Origin of the sequence: Pantoea ananatis LMG 2665 (genome assembly GCF_000710035.2) — a bacterium.
Lineage (GTDB): Bacteria > Pseudomonadota > Gammaproteobacteria > Enterobacterales > Enterobacteriaceae > Pantoea > Pantoea ananatis.
In genome coordinates this window covers 930117-952417 of sequence record NZ_JMJJ01000005.1, presented here as the reverse complement: position 1 = coordinate 952417, position 22301 = coordinate 930117, and the positions used below count along the sequence as shown (strand labels likewise).

Below are 22301 nucleotides of genomic sequence, written 5' to 3'. Positions count from 1 at the left end.
GAGAGTAAGATGTCTGTCAATGAAGTCGATCTGCATAAGCTGACTATCCACGATCCGTTTCTCGGTAAGTATCAACAACTGGTGCGGGAGGTGGTGATTCCTTATCAGTGGGAGGCGCTTAACGATCGGATCGAAGAAGCCGATCCCAGCCATGCCATCGAAAACTTTCGCATCGCGGCTGGCCAGCAGGACGGGGAATTCTATGGCATGGTGTTTCAGGACAGCGATGTAGCGAAATGGCTGGAGGCGGTGGCCTGGTCGCTTTGCCAGAAGCCTGACGCGGAACTGGAGAAAACGGCCGATGAGGTGATTGAGCTGATCGCGGCGGCGCAGTGCGAGGATGGCTATCTCAACACTTACTTCACCGTGAAAGCGCCGCAAGATCGTTGGACCAACCTTGCCGAGTGCCACGAGCTTTACTGCGCCGGGCACATGATTGAGGCGGGCGTGGCATTTTACCAGGCGACCGGCAAACGCCGTTTACTGGAGGTGGTGTGCAGGCTCGCCGACCATATCGACAGCGTGTTTGGCCCTGAGGAGCATCAGCTGCACGGTTATCCTGGCCATCCCGAGATCGAGCTGGCGCTGATGCGGTTGTATGAAGTGACTCAGCAACCACGCTATCTGGCGCTGGTGAATACGTTTGTCACGCAGCGCGGCACCCAGCCTCACTTCTATGATATTGAGTACGAGAAACGCGGTCAGACTTCCTACTGGCATACCTATGGCCCGGCATGGATGGTGAAGGACAAGGTTTACAGCCAGGCGCATCAGCCTCTTGCCGAACAGCAGCACGCAGTGGGCCACGCGGTGCGGTTTGTTTATCTGATGACCGGCGTAGCGCACCTCGCGCGTCTGAGTCAGGACGAAGGAAAGCGTCAGGACTGCCTGCGGCTGTGGCACAACATGGCTCAGCGGCAGCTTTATATTACCGGCGGAATCGGCTCCCAAAGCAGCGGTGAGGCGTTCAGCAGCGATTATGATTTACCCAATGACACGGTATATGCCGAAAGCTGCGCGTCCATTGGCCTGATGATGTTTGCCAGACGTATGCTGGAAATGGAAGCCGACAGCCAGTACGCCGACGTAATGGAGCGCGCGCTGTATAATACGGTACTGGGCGGTATGGCGCTGGACGGGAAACATTTCTTCTACGTCAATCCACTGGAGGTGCAGCCGAAAACCCTGCATTTCAACCATCTTTACGATCATGTGAAACCAGTGCGCCAGCGCTGGTTTGGCTGTGCCTGTTGCCCACCAAACATCGCGCGTTTACTGACCTCGCTCGGTCACTATATCTATACGCCGCACGAGAATGCGCTCTTTATCAATCTCTACGTCGGCAACCGGGTTGATGTGCCCGTCGGCGATCGCACGTTGGGTATCCGTATCAGCGGTAACTTTCCCTGGGAGGAAACGGTCACGATTTCTGTGGATGTCACCCAGCCCGTAAAACATACGCTGGCGTTACGACTGCCTGACTGGTGCGAGGCGCCGCAGGTGAGCTGTAACGGTGAGGTGGTGACGGATCGCGCCCGCAAAGGCTACCTGTACATTGAACGGATTTGGCAGGAGGGCGACACGCTCACGCTAACGCTTCCGATGCCGGTGCGCCGGGTGTACGGTAATCCGCTCGTGCGTCATGTGGCGGGTAAGGTGGCTGTCCAGCGCGGGCCGATAGTCTACTGCCTGGAGCAGGCCGATAACGGCGAGCAGTTACACAATGTATGGCTGCCCGCGTCTGCGGCGTTCAACACCTTTGAAGGGAAGGGCGTCTTTGCGCACAAGGTAGTAATCCAGGCTGAAGGGGTGAAAAAGACCGCCCACGAGCCAGCGCAACAGCCGCTGTGGAACTACGACCGCGCACCGGCTGCACCGCAGAGCCAGACGTTAACGTTTATCCCCTGGTTCTGCTGGGCGAACCGGGGAGAAGGGGAGATGCGTATTTGGGTAAACGAAGCCTGACCCCAGAACATTGACCGACAGCGGGCCGGAAAGGCGTTCGGCCCGCTGTGAATAGAATCGGTGGCGATTCGCCTGCCAGTGGACAGCCTCAGCCAGGTTCAAACTCCCGTTAACAGGGCCGTGCAGGCCCGCCATCGCCCGGTCAACGAAAGCTGTCAGGCCACAGACTGCTTTTCACATCTTTCCCGCACCAGAATATCCGGTACAATCATGGCCCTTTTTGACGTTATGGACCCAACGGCATGCTGGCTTTATTGATTCAATGGTACAAACGCCGTTTTAGCGATCCGCAGGCGATTGGCCTGCTGGTAATTCTGCTGGCGGGATTCTGCATTCTTTTCTTTCTGAGTGGGTTGCTGGCGCCCTTGCTGGTGGCGCTGGTTCTCGCTTACCTGCTTGAATGGCCGACGGTACGGCTGCAACGCATTGGCTGTACGCGGAGCTGGGCGACCAGCATCGTGTTGGTGCTGTTTGCCGGGATTCTGCTGGTTCTGGTCTTGATTGTCGCCCCCGTCGCCTGGCAGCAGGGCATCAACCTGACGCGGGATCTGCCCAACATGCTGAACAAGCTCTATCTGTATGCGGCGGGTTTACCCCGACGTTTTCCCGCGTTGGTCGATGCGGGCATCATTGACGTTATCGTTGAAAACCTGCGCGGTCGTCTTAGCGGGGTAGGCGATTCGCTGGTGAAATATTCCCTGGCCTCGCTGGTAGGCTTGATGACCCTGATGATTTATCTCGTGCTGGTGCCGCTCATGGTGTTCTTCCTGCTGAAGGACAAAGAGCAGATGCTGAACGCCGTTCGGCGCGTGCTGCCGCGCAATCGCGGGCTGGCAGGGGAAGTGTGGCAGGAGATGAATCAGCAAATTACTAATTACATTCGCGGCAAGGTGCTGGAAATGGTGGTGGTCGGGATCGCCAGCTGGCTGGCTTTCATGTTCCTCGGCCTTAACTACTCGCTTTTGCTGGCCGTATTAGTGGGGGTTTCGGTTCTGATCCCCTATATCGGCGCGATGCTGGTCACCATTCCGGTTATTGGCGTAGGGTTGTTTCAGTGGGGGCTTGATAGCGAGTTCTGGACGCTGTTAACCGTCTATCTGGTGATTCAGGCACTTGACGGCAATGTGCTGGTGCCGATTTTGTTCTCAGAAGCGGTCAATCTGCATCCGCTGGTGATCATCTTGTCAGTGGTGATCTTTGGCGGAATGTGGGGATTCTGGGGCGTGTTTTTTGCGATTCCGCTCGCCACCCTGGTCAAGGCGGTGGTGCACGCGTGGCCTGAAGCCCCGCTGGATGAAACGCTGAGTCGCTAAACGTTCAGGGCGCGGACGATGCCGCGCCCTGAAGACATCAGGCTGACTTGAGATAGTCCATCACGATGTCGTGGTGGTTTGACGTTTTGAAATCGTCGAACACCTTTTCGATTTTGCCATTCGCATCCACCAGGAAACTGATGCGATGAATGCCGTCGTAGGTTTTCCCCATAAAGGTTTTTTCACCCCAGACGCCAAACTGCTCGCAAACCTGATGCTCCTGGTCCGACAGCAGCGTGAAGTTAAGCAGCTCTTTTTCTGCAAAACGTGACAGCTTTTCGGGTTTATCCGTGCTGATCCCCAGCACCTCGACGCCAGCTTTTTTCAGCTCATCCATGTTGTCACGCAGACCGCATGCCTGCACGGTACAACCCGGCGTCATGGCTTTTGGATAGAAATAGACCAGAACACGCTGCCCCTGGAAGTCGGCTAAATTTACTTGTTCGCCATCCTGATCGGGCAAGCTAAATTTCGGTGCGGTATCACCGGCTTTCAGTGGATTCATCACATCTCTCCATTTTGAGTTCATGCTGTGGTTAATACACCAAGAGGCGAGAAACTGCCAAATGGAAAATTATCTGTTTCAGACGTATTCCTCACCTGACTGCACTTTTAACGTAGCAGAACAGTCACGGGGGCGCTCGTCTTTACCTGCCAGGTGCGGCCAGTTCACGATTATCGGCATCGCTCAGGCTGTAGAGACGCAACGAACCCTGCGCGTTAAGCTCCTGGCATAATTCATTAAAGGCCTGTTCAAAGGCCGGACCATCGCTCCGCGTCGGGCTGTGCGCCGTCATCTGAATATAGAGCGTAGCGGGCCTGTCGTGCTGGGCTGGCTGAATGCGTGACACCAGTTCAGCGATGTTCATCAGGTGCTTGTCCGTTAAATCCGTAAAGCGCTCAATAATATGCGGTGAGTCAGCGACTTCGACCTGAATAAACGCCGTATCCGGCATCGGAGGGCGGGCGGTCGCATGGGTGCGTTTCATCACGATGAGCAGCTCCAGCTCTGCGCCTTTAAGCGGCAGCGTTGACTCAATCAGCGTAATGGCGTTCCAGCTACCGGACAGCAGCATAATGAACGTGAATTCATCCCCAAGCATGGCAAGGCGACTGTCTTCAATGTTGCAACCGCAACTGCTGACGTGACGGGTAATCGTATTGACGATACCCGGGCGGTCAACACCCAGTGCGGTGATCACCAAGTGGTGGGGTTGAGATTGCTGCAAAATAGGATTCCCTGTGCATTTGCTAATAACCATAAGGTAAACATAAAAAAAACTGCTGACAAGCGCGGGAATAGCGGAGCTTGCTTGCTTTTCCCTAAGTGTAAAACGTACCATGAAGCACTTGTTTGTCGAGGGGATCGCCAATGTTTACGGGAAGTATTGTTGCACTCGTTACGCCGATGGATGACAAAGGTAATGTCTGCCGTGCGAGTTTGAGAAAACTGATTGATTACCATGTCGCCAGCGGTACGGCGGCGATCGTTTCCGTCGGCACCACCGGCGAGTCTGCCACGCTGAGCCATGACGAACATGGTGATGTCGTGCTGCAAACCCTGGAACTGGCGGATGGGCGTATTCCCGTGATTGCCGGAACCGGTGCGAATGCCACCGCTGAAGGCATCTCTCTAACCAAACGCTTTGAAAATTCTGGCGTTATTGGCTGCCTCACCGTCACACCTTACTATAACCGCCCCACGCAGGAAGGTCTGTTTCAGCACTTTAAAGCGATTGCCGACAGTACCAGCCTGCCACAAATGCTGTATAACGTACCTTCGCGCACCGGCTGTGATATGTTGCCGGAAACCGTTGCCCGCCTCGCCGAAATCAAAAATATTATCGGAATCAAAGAGGCAACGGGGAACTTATCCCGTGTCAGCCAGATCCAAGAGCTTGTTAATGATGAGTTCATCCTGGTGAGCGGCGACGATGCCAGCGCACTGGACTTTATGCAACTGGGCGGCAAAGGCGTCATTTCGGTGACGGCTAACATAGCAGCACGCGAAATGGCCGAGCTGTGCAGGCTCGCACAGCAGGGTAATTTCGTTGAAGCTCGCCGTCTCAATCAGCGTCTGATGCACCTGCACCAGACGCTTTTCTGTGAACCTAATCCAATCCCGGTTAAATGGGCGGCAAAACAGCTAGGATTAATCGCTAATGACACGCTGCGTCTGCCAATGACACCACTGACTGCGGTTGCACAGCCGAAAGTGGAGCAGGCGCTGGTGAAAGCGGGTTTGCGATAATTTAGGGAGTTTGAATGAATTACTCAGTAAAGCGGTCAACGATTGCAACAGTGGTGGGGCTTTCCACCCTGATGCTATTGTCGGCCTGTTCGAACGATCAGCGTTACAAACGCCAGGTCAGCGGTGATGAGTCCTACCTGCAGGCCAGTGGTCTGCGGGAGCTGAAGGCACCGTCGGGCATGATTCTGCCTGTCCAGAACGGGGAATACGATATTCCGCCTTCAACCAGCAAAGCACCGGTTGGCAAGCAGCTGGATATTCGTCCACCGGCCCAGCCTCTGGCTCTGATGAACGGCTCACGCGCCCAGTTCAGTAATAACACTGGTGTGCTGATGTTTGATAACAGCCGGGGATCGATTTGGTCGCAGGTTGTGGGTGTCGTCCAGTCTAATAACTTCCCGATCGCTTCACGTAATGACGCCGGACAACAGCTGACCACCGACTGGGTACAGTGGAACCGTGCAGACGAAGATAAGCAGTACCGTGGTCGTTACCAAATCAGCGTTCAGTCGCAGAGTTATCAGCAGGTCCTGACCGTCCGTCTGCTGGAGCTGCAGCAGGAAGGCAACAGCGTGACCTCGCCAGTGCAGATTCAGCGTTATACCGCGCAGATGCTGAACGACATCGCCGCAGGGATGGACAAGATCGCCACCGCGAATGAAAACGCTGCCGCCGGCCGCGTCAGTGGTGCGATTGATGTGCAAAGCGGTGCCGACGACACCGGCCTGCCTATGTTGGTGTTACGCACGCCGTTCAATGTTGCCTGGCAGCGTCTGCCTGCGGCCATGAGCCGTGTAGGAATGGACGTCACCGACAGCACGCGCTCAACCGGCAGCATGAAAGTGACCTACAAAGCGCCGGGCAGCAGCACCTGGGACAGCGTGGGCGCCAAAGATCCTGAGTTGCCAAACGGCGATTACAAGGTTCAGGTTGGCGACCTCGACAATCGTACGAGCCTGCAATTTATTGATCCTAAAGGCCATGTGCTGACGCAGGCGCAAAACGACGCGCTCGTGGCAGTGTTCCAGGCCGCAATGAACAAATAAAAAATTACCCCAGGCCGGAGATTCTCCGGCCTTTTTATTTCGTTTTTTGGCATAATAGCGCGAGACGAGGTAATCGATTGCGTCACGGCAATCAACGCAAAATGCCTGCCTCAGAACCGGATCTTTCATGTTTGGAGTTAAATAAGATGCAAAAGCGAGCTGAGTTGTATCGCGGTAAAGCGAAAACCGTATACAGCACCGATAACCCGGATCTGCTGATACTTGAATTCCGCAACGATACATCAGCAGGCGACGGCGCCCGCATTGAGCAGTTTGATCGCAAGGGCATGGTGAATAACAAGTTCAACCATTTCATCATGACGAAGCTGCAGGAAGCGGGCATCCCGACACAGATGGAAGCCCTGCTGTCAGATAACGAAGCGCTGGTGAAAAAGCTGGACATGGTCCCGGTCGAGTGCGTAATCCGTAACCGTGCGGCCGGTTCGCTGGTGAAGCGTCTTGGCGTCGAAGAAGGGATTGTGCTGAACCCGCCGCTGTTCGACCTGTTCCTGAAGGACGATGCTAAACACGATCCGATGGTTAACGAATCTTACTGCGAAACCTTTGGTTGGGTCAGCAAAGAGAATCTGGCCCGTATGCGTGAGCTGACCTATAAAGCCAACGACGTACTGAGCAACCTGTTTGATAAGGCAGGTTTGATTCTGGTGGACTTCAAGCTGGAGTTTGGCCTGTTCAACGGCGAAGTGGTACTGGGGGACGAATTCTCACCCGATGGTGCGCGCCTGTGGGACAAAGAAACCCTGGATAAAATGGACAAAGACCGTTTCCGTCAGAGCCTGGGTGGCCTGATTGAAGCCTATGAAGCGGTAGCCCGTCGCCTGGGCGTCAAACTTGACTGAGTAACGCTCAGCAGGTCACGAAAAGGAGAGCGCAGGCTCTCCTTTTTCATTTTGGTGTAAAGCTGGTGATTGCGCCGTCACGCATCTAAAATCATGCCATCTGAGTTAATACGCCACAGGGAGCAAAAACCATGCGCTGGCAAGGACGTCGCGAAAGCGACAATGTCGAAGATCGCCGTAATCAGTCATCCGGTAACCGGGGAGGACGCATTCCTCTGCCACGCGGCAAGGCGGGCATTATCATGCTGATTCTGGTCGCGGTGGCGGGTTATTACGGTTATGACCTGACCCCGTTGCTGACCGGGGGCGAGGTGACATCGGGCAACCAACAGCAGCAGCAGCGCACCGCCAACCCGAATCAGGATGAGGCGGCAAAGTTTACGTCGGTCATGCTGGCGACAACCGAAGACACCTGGGACAAGTTGTTCAAACAGATGAACAAACAGTATACGCCGCCGAAGCTGGTGATGTATCGCGGCGCTACGCGCACCGGCTGCGGCACCGGACAGTCTGTTATGGGGCCCTTTTACTGCCCGGCAGACCAGACTGTTTATATCGATCTGTCATTCTATGACGAAATGAAAAACAAGCTTGGGGCAGGTGGCGATTTTGCCCAGGGCTATGTCATTGCGCATGAAGTCGGCCACCATGTGCAGAAGTTGCTGGGCATTGAACCCCGGGTACGTCAGATGCAGCAGGGGGCCAGCCAGACTCAGATTAATCAACTGTCCGTGAAAATGGAGCTTCAGGCCGACTGCTTTGCGGGCGTCTGGGGCCACTATATGGAACAGGAAAAAATCCTCGAAGTGGGGGATTTACAGGAAGCGTTAAACGCAGCCGAAGCCATTGGTGACGATCGTCTGCAGCAGAAAACCCAGGGCCGGGTTGTGCCGGACAGCTTTACGCATGGTACGTCCGCGCAGCGGTATACCTGGTTCAAACGCGGATTCGACAGCGGTAACCCTGGCCAGTGCGACACCTTTGCTCTTAAAGGATGAACCTGAAAGCAGCGACCTGCGCCATGCAGGCCGCCGGTATACGGCGGCTGGCCGTGATCGGCGGCGAAGCCGACTGGTGCCGGGACACCGCGCTCTCATGGAGCCAGACGCTGGAAGGCGACTGGCTGTGGCTGAGCGATAACCCGCCGGAAACCGGCACGCACTGCGCCCCGACCGCATTTCGTACGCTGCTGGGGCGTGAATTCCATCATGCCGTGTTTGATGCCCGTCAGGGGTTCCATGCCGAGGCGCTGGCGGCGCTGGCCGGAACGCTGACGGCCGGTAGCTGGCTGCTTCTGTTAGTGCCCCCCTGGGCGCGCTGGGCGCAGCAGCCCGATGCGGACAGCCTGCGCTGGGCTGATGTCAGCGAGCCGATTGCCACGCGCCATTTTGTCCATCACCTGCAACGCCTGACGGAAGACGATCAGCAGGCGCTGTTGCATCAGCAGCCGCAGCCGCTCGCGCTGCCCAACTGGTCGTCACGGCCGGCCTGGCACTGTCAGGCCGCGAGTCAGCAGCAAAGCATTCTGCAAGAGCTGACGCATTTTTCCGCTGGCGTGGCGGTCATCACCGCCGCGCGCGGCAGAGGCAAATCGGCGCTCGCAGGCATGCTGGCGCGACAGAATACGCGCTGCCTGGTAACCGCGCCGGCAAAAATTACCACCACAGTGTTAGCCTCTTTCGCCGGAGAACATTATCGGTTTATGGCACCGGATGCGATTCTGGCGCTGCCCGACCAGCCCGAGTTTGACTGGCTCATCGTGGATGAAGCCGCGGCCATTCCCGCTCCGCTGCTCCATGCGCTGGTAGCACGTTTCCCGCGCGTATTGCTGGTAACGACCATTCAGGGTTACGAAGGCAGCGGCCGTGGCTTTATGCTCAAGTTCTGCGCTGAGCTGCAGCAGGTGCGCTACTTTACGCTGGACGAACCGTTACGCTGGGCTCGCCACGATCCCCTGGAACACTGGCTCAACCAGGCTCTGCTGTTTGGGGATGCCGCTGAAACCCCGTCTCTGGAGGAGCGTGCGCCCCGGCGAGCAGAGGCGTCTGATTTCGCCTCCCAGCAGGCGGCTTACCAACTGCTGACCAGTGCGCATTACCGCACCTCACCGCTGGATCTGCGTCGCCTGTTGGATGCGCCAGGCATGCATCTTTGGCTGGCGGGCGAGGTTCCGGCGCTACAGGGCGCGCTATGGCTGGTAGAAGAGGGCGGGCTGACGGATGAACTGGCGCAAGCGGTATGGGCGGGCCACAGGCGGCCTCGCGGTAATCTGGTGGCGCAGTCGCTGGCCGCGCACGCCGGGCTGACGGAAGCCGCCACGCTGCGCGCCTTGCGAATTAGCCGGATTGCCATTGCCGCACCTGCGCGCCGCCGGGGAATCGGTAAGCAGCTGGTGGCCGCCGCCTGCGCGGATGCTGCCGGATATGATTACCTCTCGGTCAGCTTTGGCTACACTGAACCTCTCTGGGCTTTCTGGCAAGCCTGTGGCTTTACGCTGGCGCGAATTGGCAGTCAGCGAGAAGCCAGCAGCGGTTGTTATGCGGCGATGGCCGTGCTGGGGCTGACGACGGCCGGCAAAGCGCTGCAGCAGAAGGCGGAGGGAAGCCTGGCCCGTGACTGGCCGCTGCTCAGACCGCACATTCCGCTGGACCTGCCGCTACCGGCAGCCTGTGACCACGCGTTTACCCGGCGCGATGCCTGGCTGGCCGCCGGTTTTGCCTGGGCGCAACGCCCGCTGGAAGCAAGCCTGGCGGTACTTCAGCGGCTGGTTGGCATCAGCCAGCAGCCTTTGCCGCTCCTGCGACAGGCGGTGAACGCCGACACCAGCCTGGCTGAACTGGCTCAGTCTGCCCGGCTCAACGGACGCAAGATGCTGATTACGGCCTTACGCGCTGAAGCCGCCGCTGCGCTACTGGCGTTACCCGGCAGAGAAGGCGAAGCGTTGCGTGAGCAATTGCAATAAATCCACCAAGACATTCAAATATTCCCACTATCATCCTGCGCCCGGGGGCGTAGAGTAGTCGCAGGAGGTCGATATGACACTGAAATATGTAATTGTTCAGCAGCCCACTCAGGCTGCCCAGCTCTTTCTGCTTTATCATGCCGTGGGGGACAATCCCGACGCGATGGGTCAAATTGGCAGCTGGTTTGCTAAAACGTTTCCGGCGGCGCTGGTGGTGTCGGTGGGATCGCCGGGGCCGGGCGGTCAATGGTTTAACGAAGCCGGCCTGCATGATAAAAGCGAGCAGGCCTGTGTAGACAGCAGCATGCCGCAGTTTGTCGAGTCGGTGCGTCACTGGCAGCAGAAAAGCGGGGTGCGTCCCGAAGCCACGGCACTGGTGGGGTTTTCACAGGGGGCCAGCATGGTGCTGGAAGGCATCAAAGCCCACGACGATCTGGCTGGCCGGGCGGTTGCCTTTAGCGGTCGCTTTGTGACGCTACCGGAAAAGGCCAGCACGCGGACTACCGTGCATCTGATCCATGGTGATTATGATGACCATATCCCGCTGATGCAGGCGCAACAGGCGGAACAGCGTTTAACCGCGCTGGGCGGTGATGTCACGCTGAATATCGTAGAGGATTTGGCGCATGCCATCGATCAGCGCAGCATGGATTTTGCGCTGCATCATTTGCAGTATACCGTGCCGAAACGTTACTTCGATGAAGCCTCAGGCGGGGCAAAACCTGGCGATGACGATGTCATTATGATGATGTAACCGCGCGCCCTCGCGATGGCGGGGGCGCATGACCGTTATTTTTTCTTCGGCCAGTTGTCGTCCTCGTCCCACTTGTCGTTGAAATCACGATGAGGCGGGAGATCGGGTTTGTTATCCATAAATTTTTTATGATCGATGCGTTTCAGATCTTTATAGACGTTCATTAACACGCCCACCATCAGCAGGATCACCAGGATCCACCAGTAATCTTTAATAAACTCCATAGGCCCGCTCCTTCCCTCGCTGTCAGGCGATCAATTGTTCCATGATGCGTTGATACATCCGACTCAGCATTTGTAAGTCTGATGCTTTCACGCATTCGTTAATTTTGTGAATCGTGGCATTCACCGGACCCAGTTCCACCACCTGCGAGCCCATACGAGCGATAAAACGTCCGTCAGAGGTTCCACCAGAAGTCTGCAACTGCGGCTTAATTTCATTATAGTGCGTAACGGCGTTGACCACGGCATCAACCAGCTTGCCGCGTGAGGTCAGGAATGGCTGGCCGGAAAGCTTCCACTCAATGGTGTAACGCAACTGATGGCGGTCCAGCAGTTCTGCGACACGCTGCTGAATCAGGGTATCGGTGAGTTCCGTACTGAAACGGAAGTTGAACTGCACAAACAGCTCGCCGGGGATGACGTTGTTACTGCCGGTTCCCGCCTGAATGTTGGCGATCTGCATGCTGGTGGCCGGGAAAAAGGCGTTACCCTGATCCCATTCCGTGGCGACCAGCTCGTTAAGCGCCGGCAGAGCACGGTGCACGGGATTATCCGCCAGTTGGGGATAGGCTACATGGCCCTGTACGCCATGCACGGTCAGGTTCGCGGTGATGGAGCCACGACGACCATTTTTCACGACGTCACCCACGACTTCGTTGCTGGAAGGTTCTCCGACCAGGCAATAATCCAGACGCTCGTTACGCGCCATGAGGCGCTCAACCACTTTTACCGTTCCGTTCGCGCCGCTGGCTTCTTCGTCAGACGTAATTAAAAAGGCCAGACGCCCCTTGTGATGAGGATGAACGGCGACAAACCGCTCGGCGGCAACAACCATGGCGGCCAGCGATCCTTTCATATCTGCTGCACCGCGCCCAAACAGCATGCCGTCGCGGATGGTGGGTTCAAACGGGGGATTAATCCAGCGGCTGGCATCGCCCGGGGGAACAATATCGGTGTGGCCGGCAAACGCCAGGGTTTCGCCTTCGCCGCGCGTGGCCCAGAAATTCAGCGTGTCGTTGATGTTCATGGTTTCGATGTGGAAACCTATCGCTTCCAGGCGTGCGATCAGCAGCGCCTGACATCCGGCGTCATCGGGGCTGAGAGAAGGGCGACGAATAAGCTGCTGCGTCAGCTCAATGACCGGACAAAACATATTATGACTTCTCCTGAAGACGATTCTGGTAAAGAGATTCGCTGAAGCCCAGCAGCAGCGAGCCGTCGGGTGCGCGCAGGACAGGGCGCTTGATGATAGCAGGCTGGGCCAGCATCAGCGCTTTTGCACTGGCGGCATCGGTGATGGCCTCGCGCTCTGCCTCGGGTAGCTTACGCCAGGTCGTGCCGCGCGTGTTGAGCAGATCCTGATAGCCCAGTACGTCGATAAACTGCTGCAGCTGGTCACCGGTCAGGCCGTCAGCACGATAATCATGGAAGCGATAGTCCACGCCCGCCGCCTCTAAACAGCGACGTGCTTTTTTAATCGTGTCGCAATTTTTAATCCCAAACATGACCCACTGCGCGCTCATCGCCTGCTCCTGTCATTAAAATTAGCTCTGGAGTTTACCATAGTGTGATCTGATGCAGCATCCGCCCGATCGCGCCTGTATCGAAAAATACCCTGCACAGAGGCGTTTCCCGTCGGGGGTAAACGGTTTCAGTTTTGCCTCTAATGATTTCGCGGTTTATCATTTCGGAATTAAGAATTTCCTTAATTGTGATTTTTAGGCTACGTCCTGGTCAAAACCGCATTAAAACCTGTCAGCTTAGGCCCTTGCTGAAGTGTGCGTCAGCCAGCAAATCAGAAAATACTCAGCTTTTTGTCGCCTTTGCCGATAGTAATGACAGGTGTAAACGTATTCACCAGGCGAAAAAAAAGGCGTAATATTGCCACTACAATAAGAGAGGGTTCTATGATTGACACCGAAATGGGGAACTGGAAAGAATTCATCGAAGCGATGTTACGCAACAAGTAACACGTGAGGAGAAAAGCAGGGCACTTTCCCCTCTGCTGTAATTCTGACCACACACACGAATAAAACGGCCGCTGCGAACAGAGGCCGTTTTTTTTGCCTGATTGAGGCACCGTCAGGCAAGCGGGTTAATCAGTCCCGATGCTTCTCTTTCAGGGGAAAGCGGCGACGCACCAGCACAAAGAACAGCGGCACAAACAGAATGGCCAGAATCGTGGCAGAAATCATCCCGCCCATCACGCCCGTTCCCACAGAATGCTGACTGCCGGAGCCTGCGCCGCTGCTGATCGCCATCGGCAGCACACCGAAGATAAAGGCCAGCGACGTCATCAGGATCGGCCGCAGGCGCTGGCGTGACGCCGCCAGCGTCGATTCAATCAGTTCGCCTCCCTTACTGTTAAGCTCGTTAGCAAACTCGACAATCAGGATGGCGTTCTTGGCCGAAAGCCCGACCACGGTCAGCAAGCCCACCTGGAAATAGACGTCGTTCTCCAGCCCGCGCGTCCAGGTGGCAATCAGCGCACCGATCACGCCAAGCGGGACGACCAGCATGACAGAGAACGGGATCGACCAGCTTTCATACAGGGCTGCCAGGCAGAGGAAGACAACCAGCAGCGAAACCACATACAGCGCGGGTGCCTGAGAGCCCGATAACCGCTCCTGATAGGATGCTCCCGTCCACTGGAAACCCACGCCAAGCGGCAGGGATTCGACCAGTTTCTCCATTTCATTCATCGCTGTACCGCTACTCACGCCCTCTGCGGCTTCCCCCACGATTTCCAGGGAGGAGTAGCCGTTATAGCGTTCCAGACGCGGTGAACCGGTTTGCCAGCGGCTGGTGGCAAATGCCGAGAAGGGCACCATGGTGCCACTGCTGTTACGCACGTACCATTTATCGACATCGCCGGGCAGCATGCGATAGGGCGCATCAGCCTGTACATACACTTTTTTTACCCGTCCACGATCCAGAAAGTCGTTCACGTAGCTTGAGCCCCAGGCAGTGGCTAGCGTGTCGTTAATGGTATCCAGTGATACGCCCAGCGCCTGGGCTTTGCGCTCATCAATATCAATTTGCAACTGCGGGCTGTCATCAAGGCCGTTATGACGGACACGGGACAGGAGCTTATCTTTGCTGGCCTTGTCGAGCAGCATGTCGCGCATCGCCATGAGCTTGTCATGCCCGATGCCGCCATGATCCTGTATTTCCAGGTCAAAGCCTGATGAGCTGCCCAGACCGGTAATCGCCGGCGGACTGCTCGCAATGACCGTGGCCTCATTGATGTGTTTGAACGCTTTTCCGGCGCGCTTAATGATGGCGAACGACGTGCGATCGGCCCCGGGTCTGTCACCCCAGTCTTTCAAACGAATAAACAGACGCGCGACGTTCTGCCCGTTCCCGCCGGGGCCGGAACCGATCGTTGAGAAGACCGACAGCACGTTATCTTTTTCTTTCGTCAGGTAGTACTTTTCCACTTTAGCCACTACCGCCGAGGTCTGATTCATGCTGGAACCGGCGGGAAGCTGGACTTGGGTCAAAATCATGCCCCGATCTTCCTGGGGCAGAAAAGACGAAGGCAGATGAAGAAACAGGAACGCCATGATGCCAATAATCCCCACATACAACAGCAGCCAGCGGCCCCCCGTGCGCAGAATGTGGGCGACACCACGCTGATAGCGGTCGGCGTTGCGGTTGAAATGGTGGTTAAACCAGCGAAAGAAGCCGCGCTCGCCGTGATGTTCCCCTTTGGCGATGGGCTTAAGCAGCGTGGCACACAGGGCGGGTGTCAGGATCATCGCGACCAACACCGACAGGATCATGGCGGAGACAATAGTCACCGAAAACTGGCGGTAGATTGCCCCTACGGTGCCACCAAAAAAGGCCATAGGAATAAATACGGCGGAGAGTACCAGCGCAATTCCGACCAGTGCCCCCTGGATTTGCCCCATCGATTTGCGGGTGGCAGCGCGCGGCGAGATCCCTTCCTCGCTCATGATACGTTCAACGTTCTCCACGACCACAATCGCATCGTCTACGAGCAGGCCTATCGCCAGCACCATAGCGAACATGGTCAGGGTGTTGATGCTGTAGCCGAAGGCAAAGATCACACAAAAGGTGCCAAGCAGCACGACGGGCACCGCGATGGTAGGGATTAACGTGGCCCGGAAGTTCTGCATAAACAGATACATCACGCCAAATACCAGCAGAATAGCTTCCAGCAGGGTTTTGACCACGTCGGTGATAGAGGCTTTAACAAAGGGCGTGGTTTCATACGCGATTTTCGCTTCCAGCCCGTGCGGAAAATAGTGTGATAATTCATCCAGCCGCGCCCGCACCAGTTTATCGGTGTTCATCTCGTTGGCACCGGAGGCCAGTTTTATGCCCAGGCCGGAGGCGGACTGGCCATTGTAGCGGCTGAGGGAATCGTATTTTTCAGCGCCGAGCGCCACCGTTGCGACATCACCTAGCGTCACCACGGAGCCATCGGGATTATTCTTCAGGGTAATCGCTTTAAACTGGTCGGGGGTTTGCAGCATCGCCTGCGCGTTCACCGTGGCGTTCAGCGCCTGATTATTGACGGCCGGTAGCCCACCCACCTGGCCCACTGCAACCTGGGTATTCTGGGATTTGATGGCATTGACCACATCATCGGTGGTCAGGGCATAGGCGGTCAGCTTGTAGGGATCGAGCCAGATGCGCATAGCATATTGCGTACCGTAGGCATCCACTTCACCCACCCCATCAATACGGCTTAAGGGCTCCTGAATATTACTGGCGACATAATCAGCAATATCTTGTTTGTTCATGCTGCCGTCAGTTGAGACAAACGCCACCATCAAAATGTTACTGTCGCCGGTTTTATTGACGGTCACCCCTTGTGACTGCACCGGTTGAGGTAACTGGCGCAGGGCCGACTGCAACTGATTCTGAACCTGCTGACGGGCTTCATCAGGATTGGTACCCGCGGTAAAGGTGAGGGTGATTTGCGCCTGGCCGGTATTACTGCTGTTGGAGGACATATACATCAGGTTATCGATACCGGTCATGTTCTGTTCGATAACCTGGGTGACGGTATTTTCCAGCGTTTGCGCTGAGGCGCCGGGATAAGTGGCGGTAATACGCACGTTGGGCGGGGCGAGATCGGGATATTGCTCAACAGGAAGTGAAATAATGGCGAGCGTGCCGCAAAGACACAATAAAATAGCCAAAACCCAGGCGAAAATTGGGCGGTCGATAAAGAAATTCGACATTGAACCGACACTCCTCACTGCTTTTATTATTAATATGAGCGATGCAGCGCGTGACGCACAGGAAAATCCACGCAAACCACGCACGGGTAGGACTCTACTTTACGTGCGAGGCGGGTTTGAAAAGTGGAGAAATTGTAGAGAATGTGTAAGTTTGCGCGTTTTTTATCAACTGTTTCGGCGCTCAATCCACATAATTGTTGCAGCAACGCGTGAACGTACATCAAGTTTGCGCAGGACATTACGAATGTGGACCTTCACCGTTTCTTCCGAGATATGAAGTGCATGAGCCACGTCTTTATTAGACAAGCCCCGCGCCACTTCCTGCATCACGCCGCGTTCGCGTTCGGTCAGCAAGCGGAAGGGATCGTCACTGTTATGTCGCATGGACAGAGCGTGCCTTACCGCATCGCTAAACACCGTCTCACCCTGTAGGGCCTGCATGATCTGGCGCAACAAGATTTCGGGTTCGCTGTCTTTGAGTAAATAGCCGTCCGCTCCTGCATCCACCAGGGCGTAAATGTCGCTGCGCGCGTCAGAGACCGTCAGCACCAGAATACGTGAGCTGATGCCTTCATGACGAAGCGCTTTTAACGTATCCAGCCCTGACATCCCTTTCATGTTGAGATCGAGCAGGATGATATCCGGTGTCAGACGGCGGGCTTCCGCCAGCGCTTCAGTCCCGTTACTGGCTTCAGCGATGACCTGCAACTGCGGCTCCAGCGCCAGTAGCTGGCGGATGCCCCGGCGCATAAGGGGATGATCGTCCACGATCATAATGGTTAAAGCAGGTTGTGCCATGTTAGCTCCCTGTGCACTGGATGTCAGACGGCGGTACGGGCAATGCGAACGATCGGCTTTCCAGACCGTTCAAGAATGGTGATGCGCAGAATGTTGATTGTAATGGTTAATTCTGCCTTCAGGTGTTGATCTGCCACATCTTGTATGATCTCAGGATGTTATTAAAATACACAATGGCGGGCAACAGCACTACTCACGCGGCAGCGCCGGACGCGATGGAAAACGCAGTGTGACACGTGTTCCGCGTGGTTGTGCCGTAATCTGTAAGGATCCGGCTAGCCGTTCAGCCCGCTCCGTCATGGTCGTCAGCCCGTAATGCCCCTGCGGTTCCTCTGTCGTGCCGATCCCAATACCATCATCCGTCACGCTCAGTATATGTTCGCCTTCATCTGTGTGCTGATAGTCGAGGGTAATCATCTGTGCATTTGCATGGCGAATGGCGTTAAGCAGCGCCTCGCGGGCAATCTGGAGTACGTGTACCTGCTGTTGAGCATCCAGCGCCTCAAGCCCTGGCTGGCAGGTGAAATGGATGTCGGCCTCAGACTGCTTCTGCAAGGGGGCGATCATTGCGTGCAGTGCGGCCATCAGATCGGATTTTTCAATCGTTAAACGGAAGGTGGCAAGCAACTCACGGAGCTGACGGTAAGCTTCAGCCAGCGCAAGATCGAATTCGGCAATAATGTCATGTGCTGCCCGATCGCGCGCATCGACAGTGCGCCGCAGCAGCGTCAGTTGAATACGCAGGTAGGTCAGTGCCTGAGCCAGCGAATCATGCAGCTCGCGTGCAATGGTGGCGCGCTCTTCAATCAATAGCATCTGCTGCTGCTGTTTTTGGGTCTGCCAGATCCAGACTGACCGGGCCAGCATTGCCGCCAGGCTCTGCATTAATGCTGCAGGCGGCGTCGTAACGGTCGTTTGCCAGTGCAGGGTGCCAATAGGGTGATCGCCCTGCTGCAAGGGTAACTGATGCCAGGCCTGAGAAGGGGCGATTTGCCCGGACTCAAAGGTAAACTGCTCGCCTTCCAGGCGGATAAACGCAAGCTTTTCTCTGGCAAGCACGCTGGCCAACACGCTGTTGAACAGGGCCGGATGCAGGGGGCCGCGCGCTAAAATCTGAGAGCTCTGATAGAGCAGCGAAAGCGTGCGGTTTGCCTGGGTCAGATCCCGGGTTTTATCGCGGACCCGCTGCTCCAGGAGCTGATAGTGCGCGTGCAACTGGGCGGCCATGCTGCTGAAGGTGTGTGACAGCACCTTAAGTTCATTCTGCTGCTGGACGTGCAGAGGCGGGAACGCAAAATTGCCCTTTTCCACATAACGACTGGCGGTGACCAGCGCGTTCAGCGGCTTAACGACCTGCTGACGGGTAAAGCGTATCGTCATCAACGCCAGCGCCACGATCGCCACCAGGCCCGTCAGGCTACTGATCGCCACCACCCGCATTTTCAGTTCAGCATAACGCTGCAGTTCCAGGACAAAGCGATCGATTTCCCCCACGTAGACGGGCATTTGAAGCTGCCAGGCTTCTGCTGCATCGGCATCAAGATGCTGAGCTAACTCCGGCCAGCCCGCGCGCAAACGTTGATAGTGGTTAATAACTTTATGTGGCACCCAGGGGCGGTCGAGGCCTTGTAAAACGGGGGCATCAAGCGTGTGCTGGAACTGCGCAAGATGCGCTACCAGCAGGCGAGGCTCCAGCCTGGCATCCCAGGCCAGCCGGTAACTCTGCATCCGTAGCGAACCGGCCAGATTAATGGCTTTCGCGTCACGCAGGCTGCTGGAAAGGGTGAGCAGAGCCAGACCGGTTGTCAGCAAAGCCAGCAACACAATCAGCGTTAAAGACTGCGCAATACTTCGGGTAACAGAGCGTTTAACAATCACAACAAATAACCCCTTCAGTAACAGGGAAGGATAAAAGAGGTGGCAGAGGACGCCAGGTGACCTGTCATGAAATAGCCCGAAATGAGACCGTTCAGCAGCTTTACTCACCCGGATTGACGTTTCCCAGGAATCCCGACGTCAGACCGACCATTACTCGCACAGCTTTACAACTCACAAAGGTTGGCTTGCATTGTCTCGCCAATAATCAATAACGTGTTTAACCACAGCGACCAACGCGAGTACAGGAGTATTTATGAAACGATTACCTGCTTACCTCACCGCCGCCCTGTTGGCCACTGCGTCATTTTCTACCTTGGCCGCCACGGCGGTGGACCAACGCGAGGCACAGGATCTGCAAAAAATCGGCAGCGTCTCTGTTTCCAGCGTAAATGGTTCACTTGACGATGTGACTCGCCAGCTTTCACAACAGGCGAAAGCCGAAGGCGCCAGCCACTTCCGGGTCATCGGTGTGAACACGCCGGGTGATTCCAGCCTCTGGACCGGCACCGCAGAGATTTACCGCTAAACCCTCTCTATTCCATCCCTGTAGTGTTTACCGGCCAGCCAATGGCCGGTTTTTTTGTGATCTCAGAAAAATTTTTTACAAATCGTCCCGCATATCCCCTCGGTATATTTTGCTTCGATGTTACATAACGGTTAGGATTCATCGCCGTAAATTCCCGCGCCGCTTTCCGTAAACTCACAGGCGGACGCACAGAGGAAGACAACCCATTTCGCAGTGCTGAACGCAATCGTTTGGATGCGCTATGACTTATGGTCAGGACAAACAGGAAGGCTATGAAATCTACAAAGAAATCCGCAGCGGACATGCGCGCTGCGAAACGACGCTGGCTCAATTCCCACGACTCCGGCTATAAGAAGGCCATGGGCAATCGTCACGTGCAGATGATTGCCATCGGGGGAGCCATCGGTACGGGGCTGTTTCTGGGCGCAGGCGCCCGTTTACAGGCGGCAGGTCCGGCCCTCGCCATCATCTATCTGGTCTGCGGTATCTTCTCATTCTTCATCCTGCGCGCACTGGGCGAACTGGTTTTACACCGTCCCAGCAGCGGAAGCTTTGTCTCCTATGCTCGTGAGTTCATGGGCGAGAAAGCCTCTTATGTGGCAGGCTGGATGTACTTTGTTAACTGGGCTATGACCGGGATTGTGGATATCACTGCCGTTGCGCTTTATATGCATTACTGGGGCGCGTTTGGTGATGTGCCGCAGTGGGTATTTGCGTTAGGGGCGCTGGCGATTGTCGGTACCATGAACATGATCGGCGTAAAGTGGTTCGCCGAAATGGAGTTTTGGTTCGCGCTGGTCAAAGTGCTGGCGATTGTCATTTTCCTGGTTGTCGGTGTCGTGTTCCTCGGCACGGGCAAACCGCTCGATGGAAATGCAACCGGCTTCCACCTGATCACGGATAACGGCGGCTTGTTCCCGCACGGCCTGTTGCCGGCGCTGGTGCTGGTGCAGGGCGTCGTATTTGCCTTCGCCTCGATTGAACTGGTCGGTACGGCAGCAGGCGAGTGTAAAGATCCGGAAACCATGTTGCCGAAGGCGATCAACAGCGTTATCTGGCGTATTGGTTTGTTCTATGTCGGTTCCGTGGTGCTGTTAGTGATGTTGTTGCCGTGGAATGCCTACCAGGCTGGGCAAAGTCCGTTTGTGACCTTCTTCTCTAAGCTGGGCGTGCCTTACATTGGCAGCATTATGAATATTGTGGTGCTGAGTGCGGCGTTATCCAGCCTGAACTCCGGTCTCTACTCGACCGGCCGTATTCTGCGCTCAATGTCGATGGGCGGTTCCGCACCGAAGTTCATGTCTAAAATGAGCAGCCAGCAGGTGCCCTATGCCGGGATTCTGGTGACCGTCGGCGTCTATATCATCGGCGTGGTGCTTAACTACTATGTGCCGTCTCAGGTATTTGAGATCGTATTAAACGTGGCGTCACTCGGCATTATCTCTTCCTGGGGCTTTATCGTGCTTTGCCAGCTACGCCTGCGTAAAGCGATCAAAGAAGGCAAGGCAGACGACGTCAGCTTCAAGCTGCCAGGCGCGCCTTTTACCTCATGGCTGACGCTGCTGTTCCTGTTCAGCGTGCTGGTATTGATGGCGTTCGACTATCCAAACGGCACCTATACTATCGCCTCCATTCCGTTGATTGCGGTGATTCTGGTACTGGGCTGGTTTGGCGTGCGTAAGCGTGTGAACGCCATTGCAGCGACCGAACACGATCATCACGAGCACGACGGTAAATCGTCGTAACCGAGACGTTTCGCATAGAATGCCAGCCAGCGTGCTGGCATTTTTTTTGCCTGTGAGGATGGACGATGACGTGCGCAAGGCCCGTAATTCAGATAGTTTTCTTTTAACGTACGTCCTATTATCTCAGGCTCCCTTTCTGTCGCTGCGGAGCGTCCATGTCCTTCAAGATCAACATCATCAAAGATAAGCTGCTGTCAGAGAACTGGTTTGTCCTGCGTAATATCACTTATGAGATTACCGACAACCGGGGCGAACTCGTGCGTCACAAGCGTGAAGTTTACGACCGCGGCAACGGTGCCACCATTCTGCTGTATAACCGTGACAAGAACAGCGTGGTACTGACGCGCCAGTTCCGCATTGCCACCTACGTTAACGGTAATGAAGACGGTATGTTGATTGAAGCCTGTGCAGGCTTGCTGGATGATGACTCGCCTGAAGACTGCATTCGCAAAGAGGCCATTGAAGAAACCGGCTATGCGGTGGGCGAGGTGGAAACCCTCTATTCGGTTTACATGTCGCCGGGCGGCGTGACCGAGCTGGTGCATTTCTTTGCGGCTGAATATCACGACGCGCTGCGGGAAAATGCGGGCGGCGGTGTAGAGGATGAAGCCATCGACGTGCTGGAAATCACGTTTCCTGAGGCCATGCAGTGGGTGAAAGCGGGGCGCATCCGCGATGGCAAAACCATTATGTTATTGCAGCATGCGCTTATTGCAGGCTGGCTCACGCTCTGATGGAGTACAGAGCAGACGCGCCACCAGGCGCC

20 protein-coding genes are annotated in these 22301 nt (G+C 55.9%); 12 read left to right on the top strand and 8 right to left on the bottom strand.

Going from position 1 to position 22301, the window contains the following annotated elements:
- Positions 1-9 precede the first annotated feature (9 nt).
- Positions 10-1965, top strand: coding sequence for a glycoside hydrolase family 127 protein (locus EL29_RS12275; RefSeq protein WP_028715447.1), 1956 nt, complete (start codon positions 10-12; stop codon positions 1963-1965).
- Positions 1966-2207: 242 nt separating this feature from the next.
- On the top strand, positions 2208-3278 hold the full coding sequence (locus EL29_RS12270; protein ID WP_013026686.1) for an AI-2E family transporter: 1071 nt from the start codon (positions 2208-2210) through the stop codon (positions 3276-3278).
- Positions 3279-3315: 37 nt separating this feature from the next.
- Here EL29_RS12270 and bcp read toward each other — a convergent pair whose 3' ends face one another.
- Both bcp and EL29_RS12260 read right to left on the bottom strand, forming a co-directional pair.
- Positions 3316-3783, bottom strand: a complete 468-nt coding sequence (gene bcp / locus EL29_RS12265; RefSeq protein ID WP_014605294.1) for a thioredoxin-dependent thiol peroxidase — start codon at positions 3781-3783, stop codon at positions 3316-3318.
- 142 nt (positions 3784-3925) lie between these two features.
- Entirely contained in the window at positions 3926-4507 is a 582-nt protein-coding gene (locus tag EL29_RS12260) for a glycine cleavage system transcriptional repressor (RefSeq protein WP_089517136.1), read from the bottom strand.
- A 143-nt stretch (positions 4508-4650) separates the two neighbouring features.
- On the opposite strand from EL29_RS12260, the gene dapA reads away from it, so the two are divergent.
- From dapA to ypfH, 6 genes are all read left to right on the top strand, one after another.
- A complete protein-coding gene (gene dapA, locus EL29_RS12255) occupies positions 4651-5529 on the top strand; it encodes a 4-hydroxy-tetrahydrodipicolinate synthase (RefSeq protein ID WP_014594282.1) in 879 nt (292 codons plus the stop codon).
- 14 nt (positions 5530-5543) lie between these two features.
- Entirely contained in the window at positions 5544-6575 is a 1032-nt protein-coding gene (gene bamC / locus EL29_RS12250; protein ID WP_015699760.1) for an outer membrane protein assembly factor BamC, read from the top strand.
- A gap of 146 nt (positions 6576-6721) precedes the next feature.
- Positions 6722-7435, top strand: coding sequence for a phosphoribosylaminoimidazolesuccinocarboxamide synthase (gene purC, locus EL29_RS12245; protein WP_014605296.1), 714 nt, complete (start codon positions 6722-6724; stop codon positions 7433-7435).
- A gap of 131 nt (positions 7436-7566) precedes the next feature.
- The gene (gene ypfJ, locus EL29_RS12240) at positions 7567-8433 is read left to right on the top strand and encodes a KPN_02809 family neutral zinc metallopeptidase (protein WP_013026680.1); all 867 of its coding nucleotides are present in this window, start codon (positions 7567-7569) and stop codon (positions 8431-8433) included.
- Positions 8430-10397, top strand: a complete 1968-nt coding sequence (locus EL29_RS12235) for a tRNA(Met) cytidine acetyltransferase TmcA (RefSeq protein WP_029571445.1) — start codon at positions 8430-8432, stop codon at positions 10395-10397. The genes ypfJ and EL29_RS12235 overlap by 4 nt, the downstream gene beginning before the upstream one ends.
- Positions 10398-10470: 73 nt before the next feature.
- The gene (gene ypfH, locus EL29_RS12230) at positions 10471-11151 is read left to right on the top strand and encodes an esterase (RefSeq protein ID WP_014605298.1); all 681 of its coding nucleotides are present in this window, start codon (positions 10471-10473) and stop codon (positions 11149-11151) included.
- Between the two features lie 35 nt (positions 11152-11186).
- Here ypfH and EL29_RS12225 read toward each other — a convergent pair whose 3' ends face one another.
- Genes EL29_RS12225 through EL29_RS12215 form a run of 3 tightly spaced genes read right to left on the bottom strand, consistent with a single transcriptional unit; the run spans position 11187 to position 12895 of the window.
- Positions 11187-11375 carry a YpfN family protein gene (locus tag EL29_RS12225; protein WP_013026677.1) on the bottom strand — a complete coding sequence of 63 codons (189 nt, stop codon included), beginning with the start codon at positions 11373-11375 and terminating at the stop codon, positions 11187-11189.
- A gap of 22 nt (positions 11376-11397) precedes the next feature.
- Complete coding sequence (dapE, locus tag EL29_RS12220) at positions 11398-12525, bottom strand: succinyl-diaminopimelate desuccinylase (RefSeq protein WP_013026676.1); 1128 nt, start codon at positions 12523-12525, stop codon at positions 11398-11400.
- 1 nt (position 12526) lies between these two features.
- Positions 12527-12895: an ArsC family reductase gene (locus EL29_RS12215; RefSeq protein WP_014594275.1), complete on the bottom strand. Its 369-nt coding sequence runs from the start codon at positions 12893-12895 to the stop codon at positions 12527-12529.
- 312 nt (positions 12896-13207) lie between these two features.
- Between EL29_RS12215 and ypfM the strand changes: the two genes are divergently transcribed.
- Positions 13208-13342 (top strand): protein YpfM, encoded by a 135-nt coding sequence (ypfM, locus tag EL29_RS23440; RefSeq protein WP_022623485.1) that lies wholly within the window; start codon positions 13208-13210, stop codon positions 13340-13342.
- Positions 13343-13471: 129 nt separating this feature from the next.
- On the opposite strand, the gene acrD is transcribed toward ypfM, so the two are convergent.
- From acrD to narQ, 3 genes are all read right to left on the bottom strand, one after another.
- Positions 13472-16588: a multidrug efflux RND transporter permease AcrD gene (acrD, locus tag EL29_RS12205; RefSeq protein ID WP_014594274.1), complete on the bottom strand. Its 3117-nt coding sequence runs from the start codon at positions 16586-16588 to the stop codon at positions 13472-13474.
- Positions 16589-16753: 165 nt separating this feature from the next.
- Positions 16754-17386 (bottom strand): response regulator, encoded by a 633-nt coding sequence (locus EL29_RS12200; protein ID WP_013026673.1) that lies wholly within the window; start codon positions 17384-17386, stop codon positions 16754-16756.
- A gap of 189 nt (positions 17387-17575) precedes the next feature.
- The gene (gene narQ, locus EL29_RS12195) at positions 17576-19264 is read right to left on the bottom strand and encodes a nitrate/nitrite two-component system sensor histidine kinase NarQ (protein ID WP_029571444.1); all 1689 of its coding nucleotides are present in this window, start codon (positions 19262-19264) and stop codon (positions 17576-17578) included.
- A gap of 253 nt (positions 19265-19517) precedes the next feature.
- Between narQ and EL29_RS12190 the strand changes: the two genes are divergently transcribed.
- From EL29_RS12190 to nudK, 3 genes are all read left to right on the top strand, one after another.
- Positions 19518-19790 (top strand): YdgH/BhsA/McbA family protein, encoded by a 273-nt coding sequence (locus EL29_RS12190; RefSeq protein ID WP_013026671.1) that lies wholly within the window; start codon positions 19518-19520, stop codon positions 19788-19790.
- Between the two features lie 272 nt (positions 19791-20062).
- Positions 20063-21535, top strand: a complete 1473-nt coding sequence (ansP, locus tag EL29_RS12185; RefSeq protein WP_014605303.1) for an L-asparagine permease — start codon at positions 20063-20065, stop codon at positions 21533-21535.
- Between the two features lie 155 nt (positions 21536-21690).
- Positions 21691-22269, top strand: coding sequence for a GDP-mannose pyrophosphatase NudK (gene nudK, locus EL29_RS12180; RefSeq protein WP_013026669.1), 579 nt, complete (start codon positions 21691-21693; stop codon positions 22267-22269).
- Positions 22270-22301 lie beyond the last annotated feature (32 nt).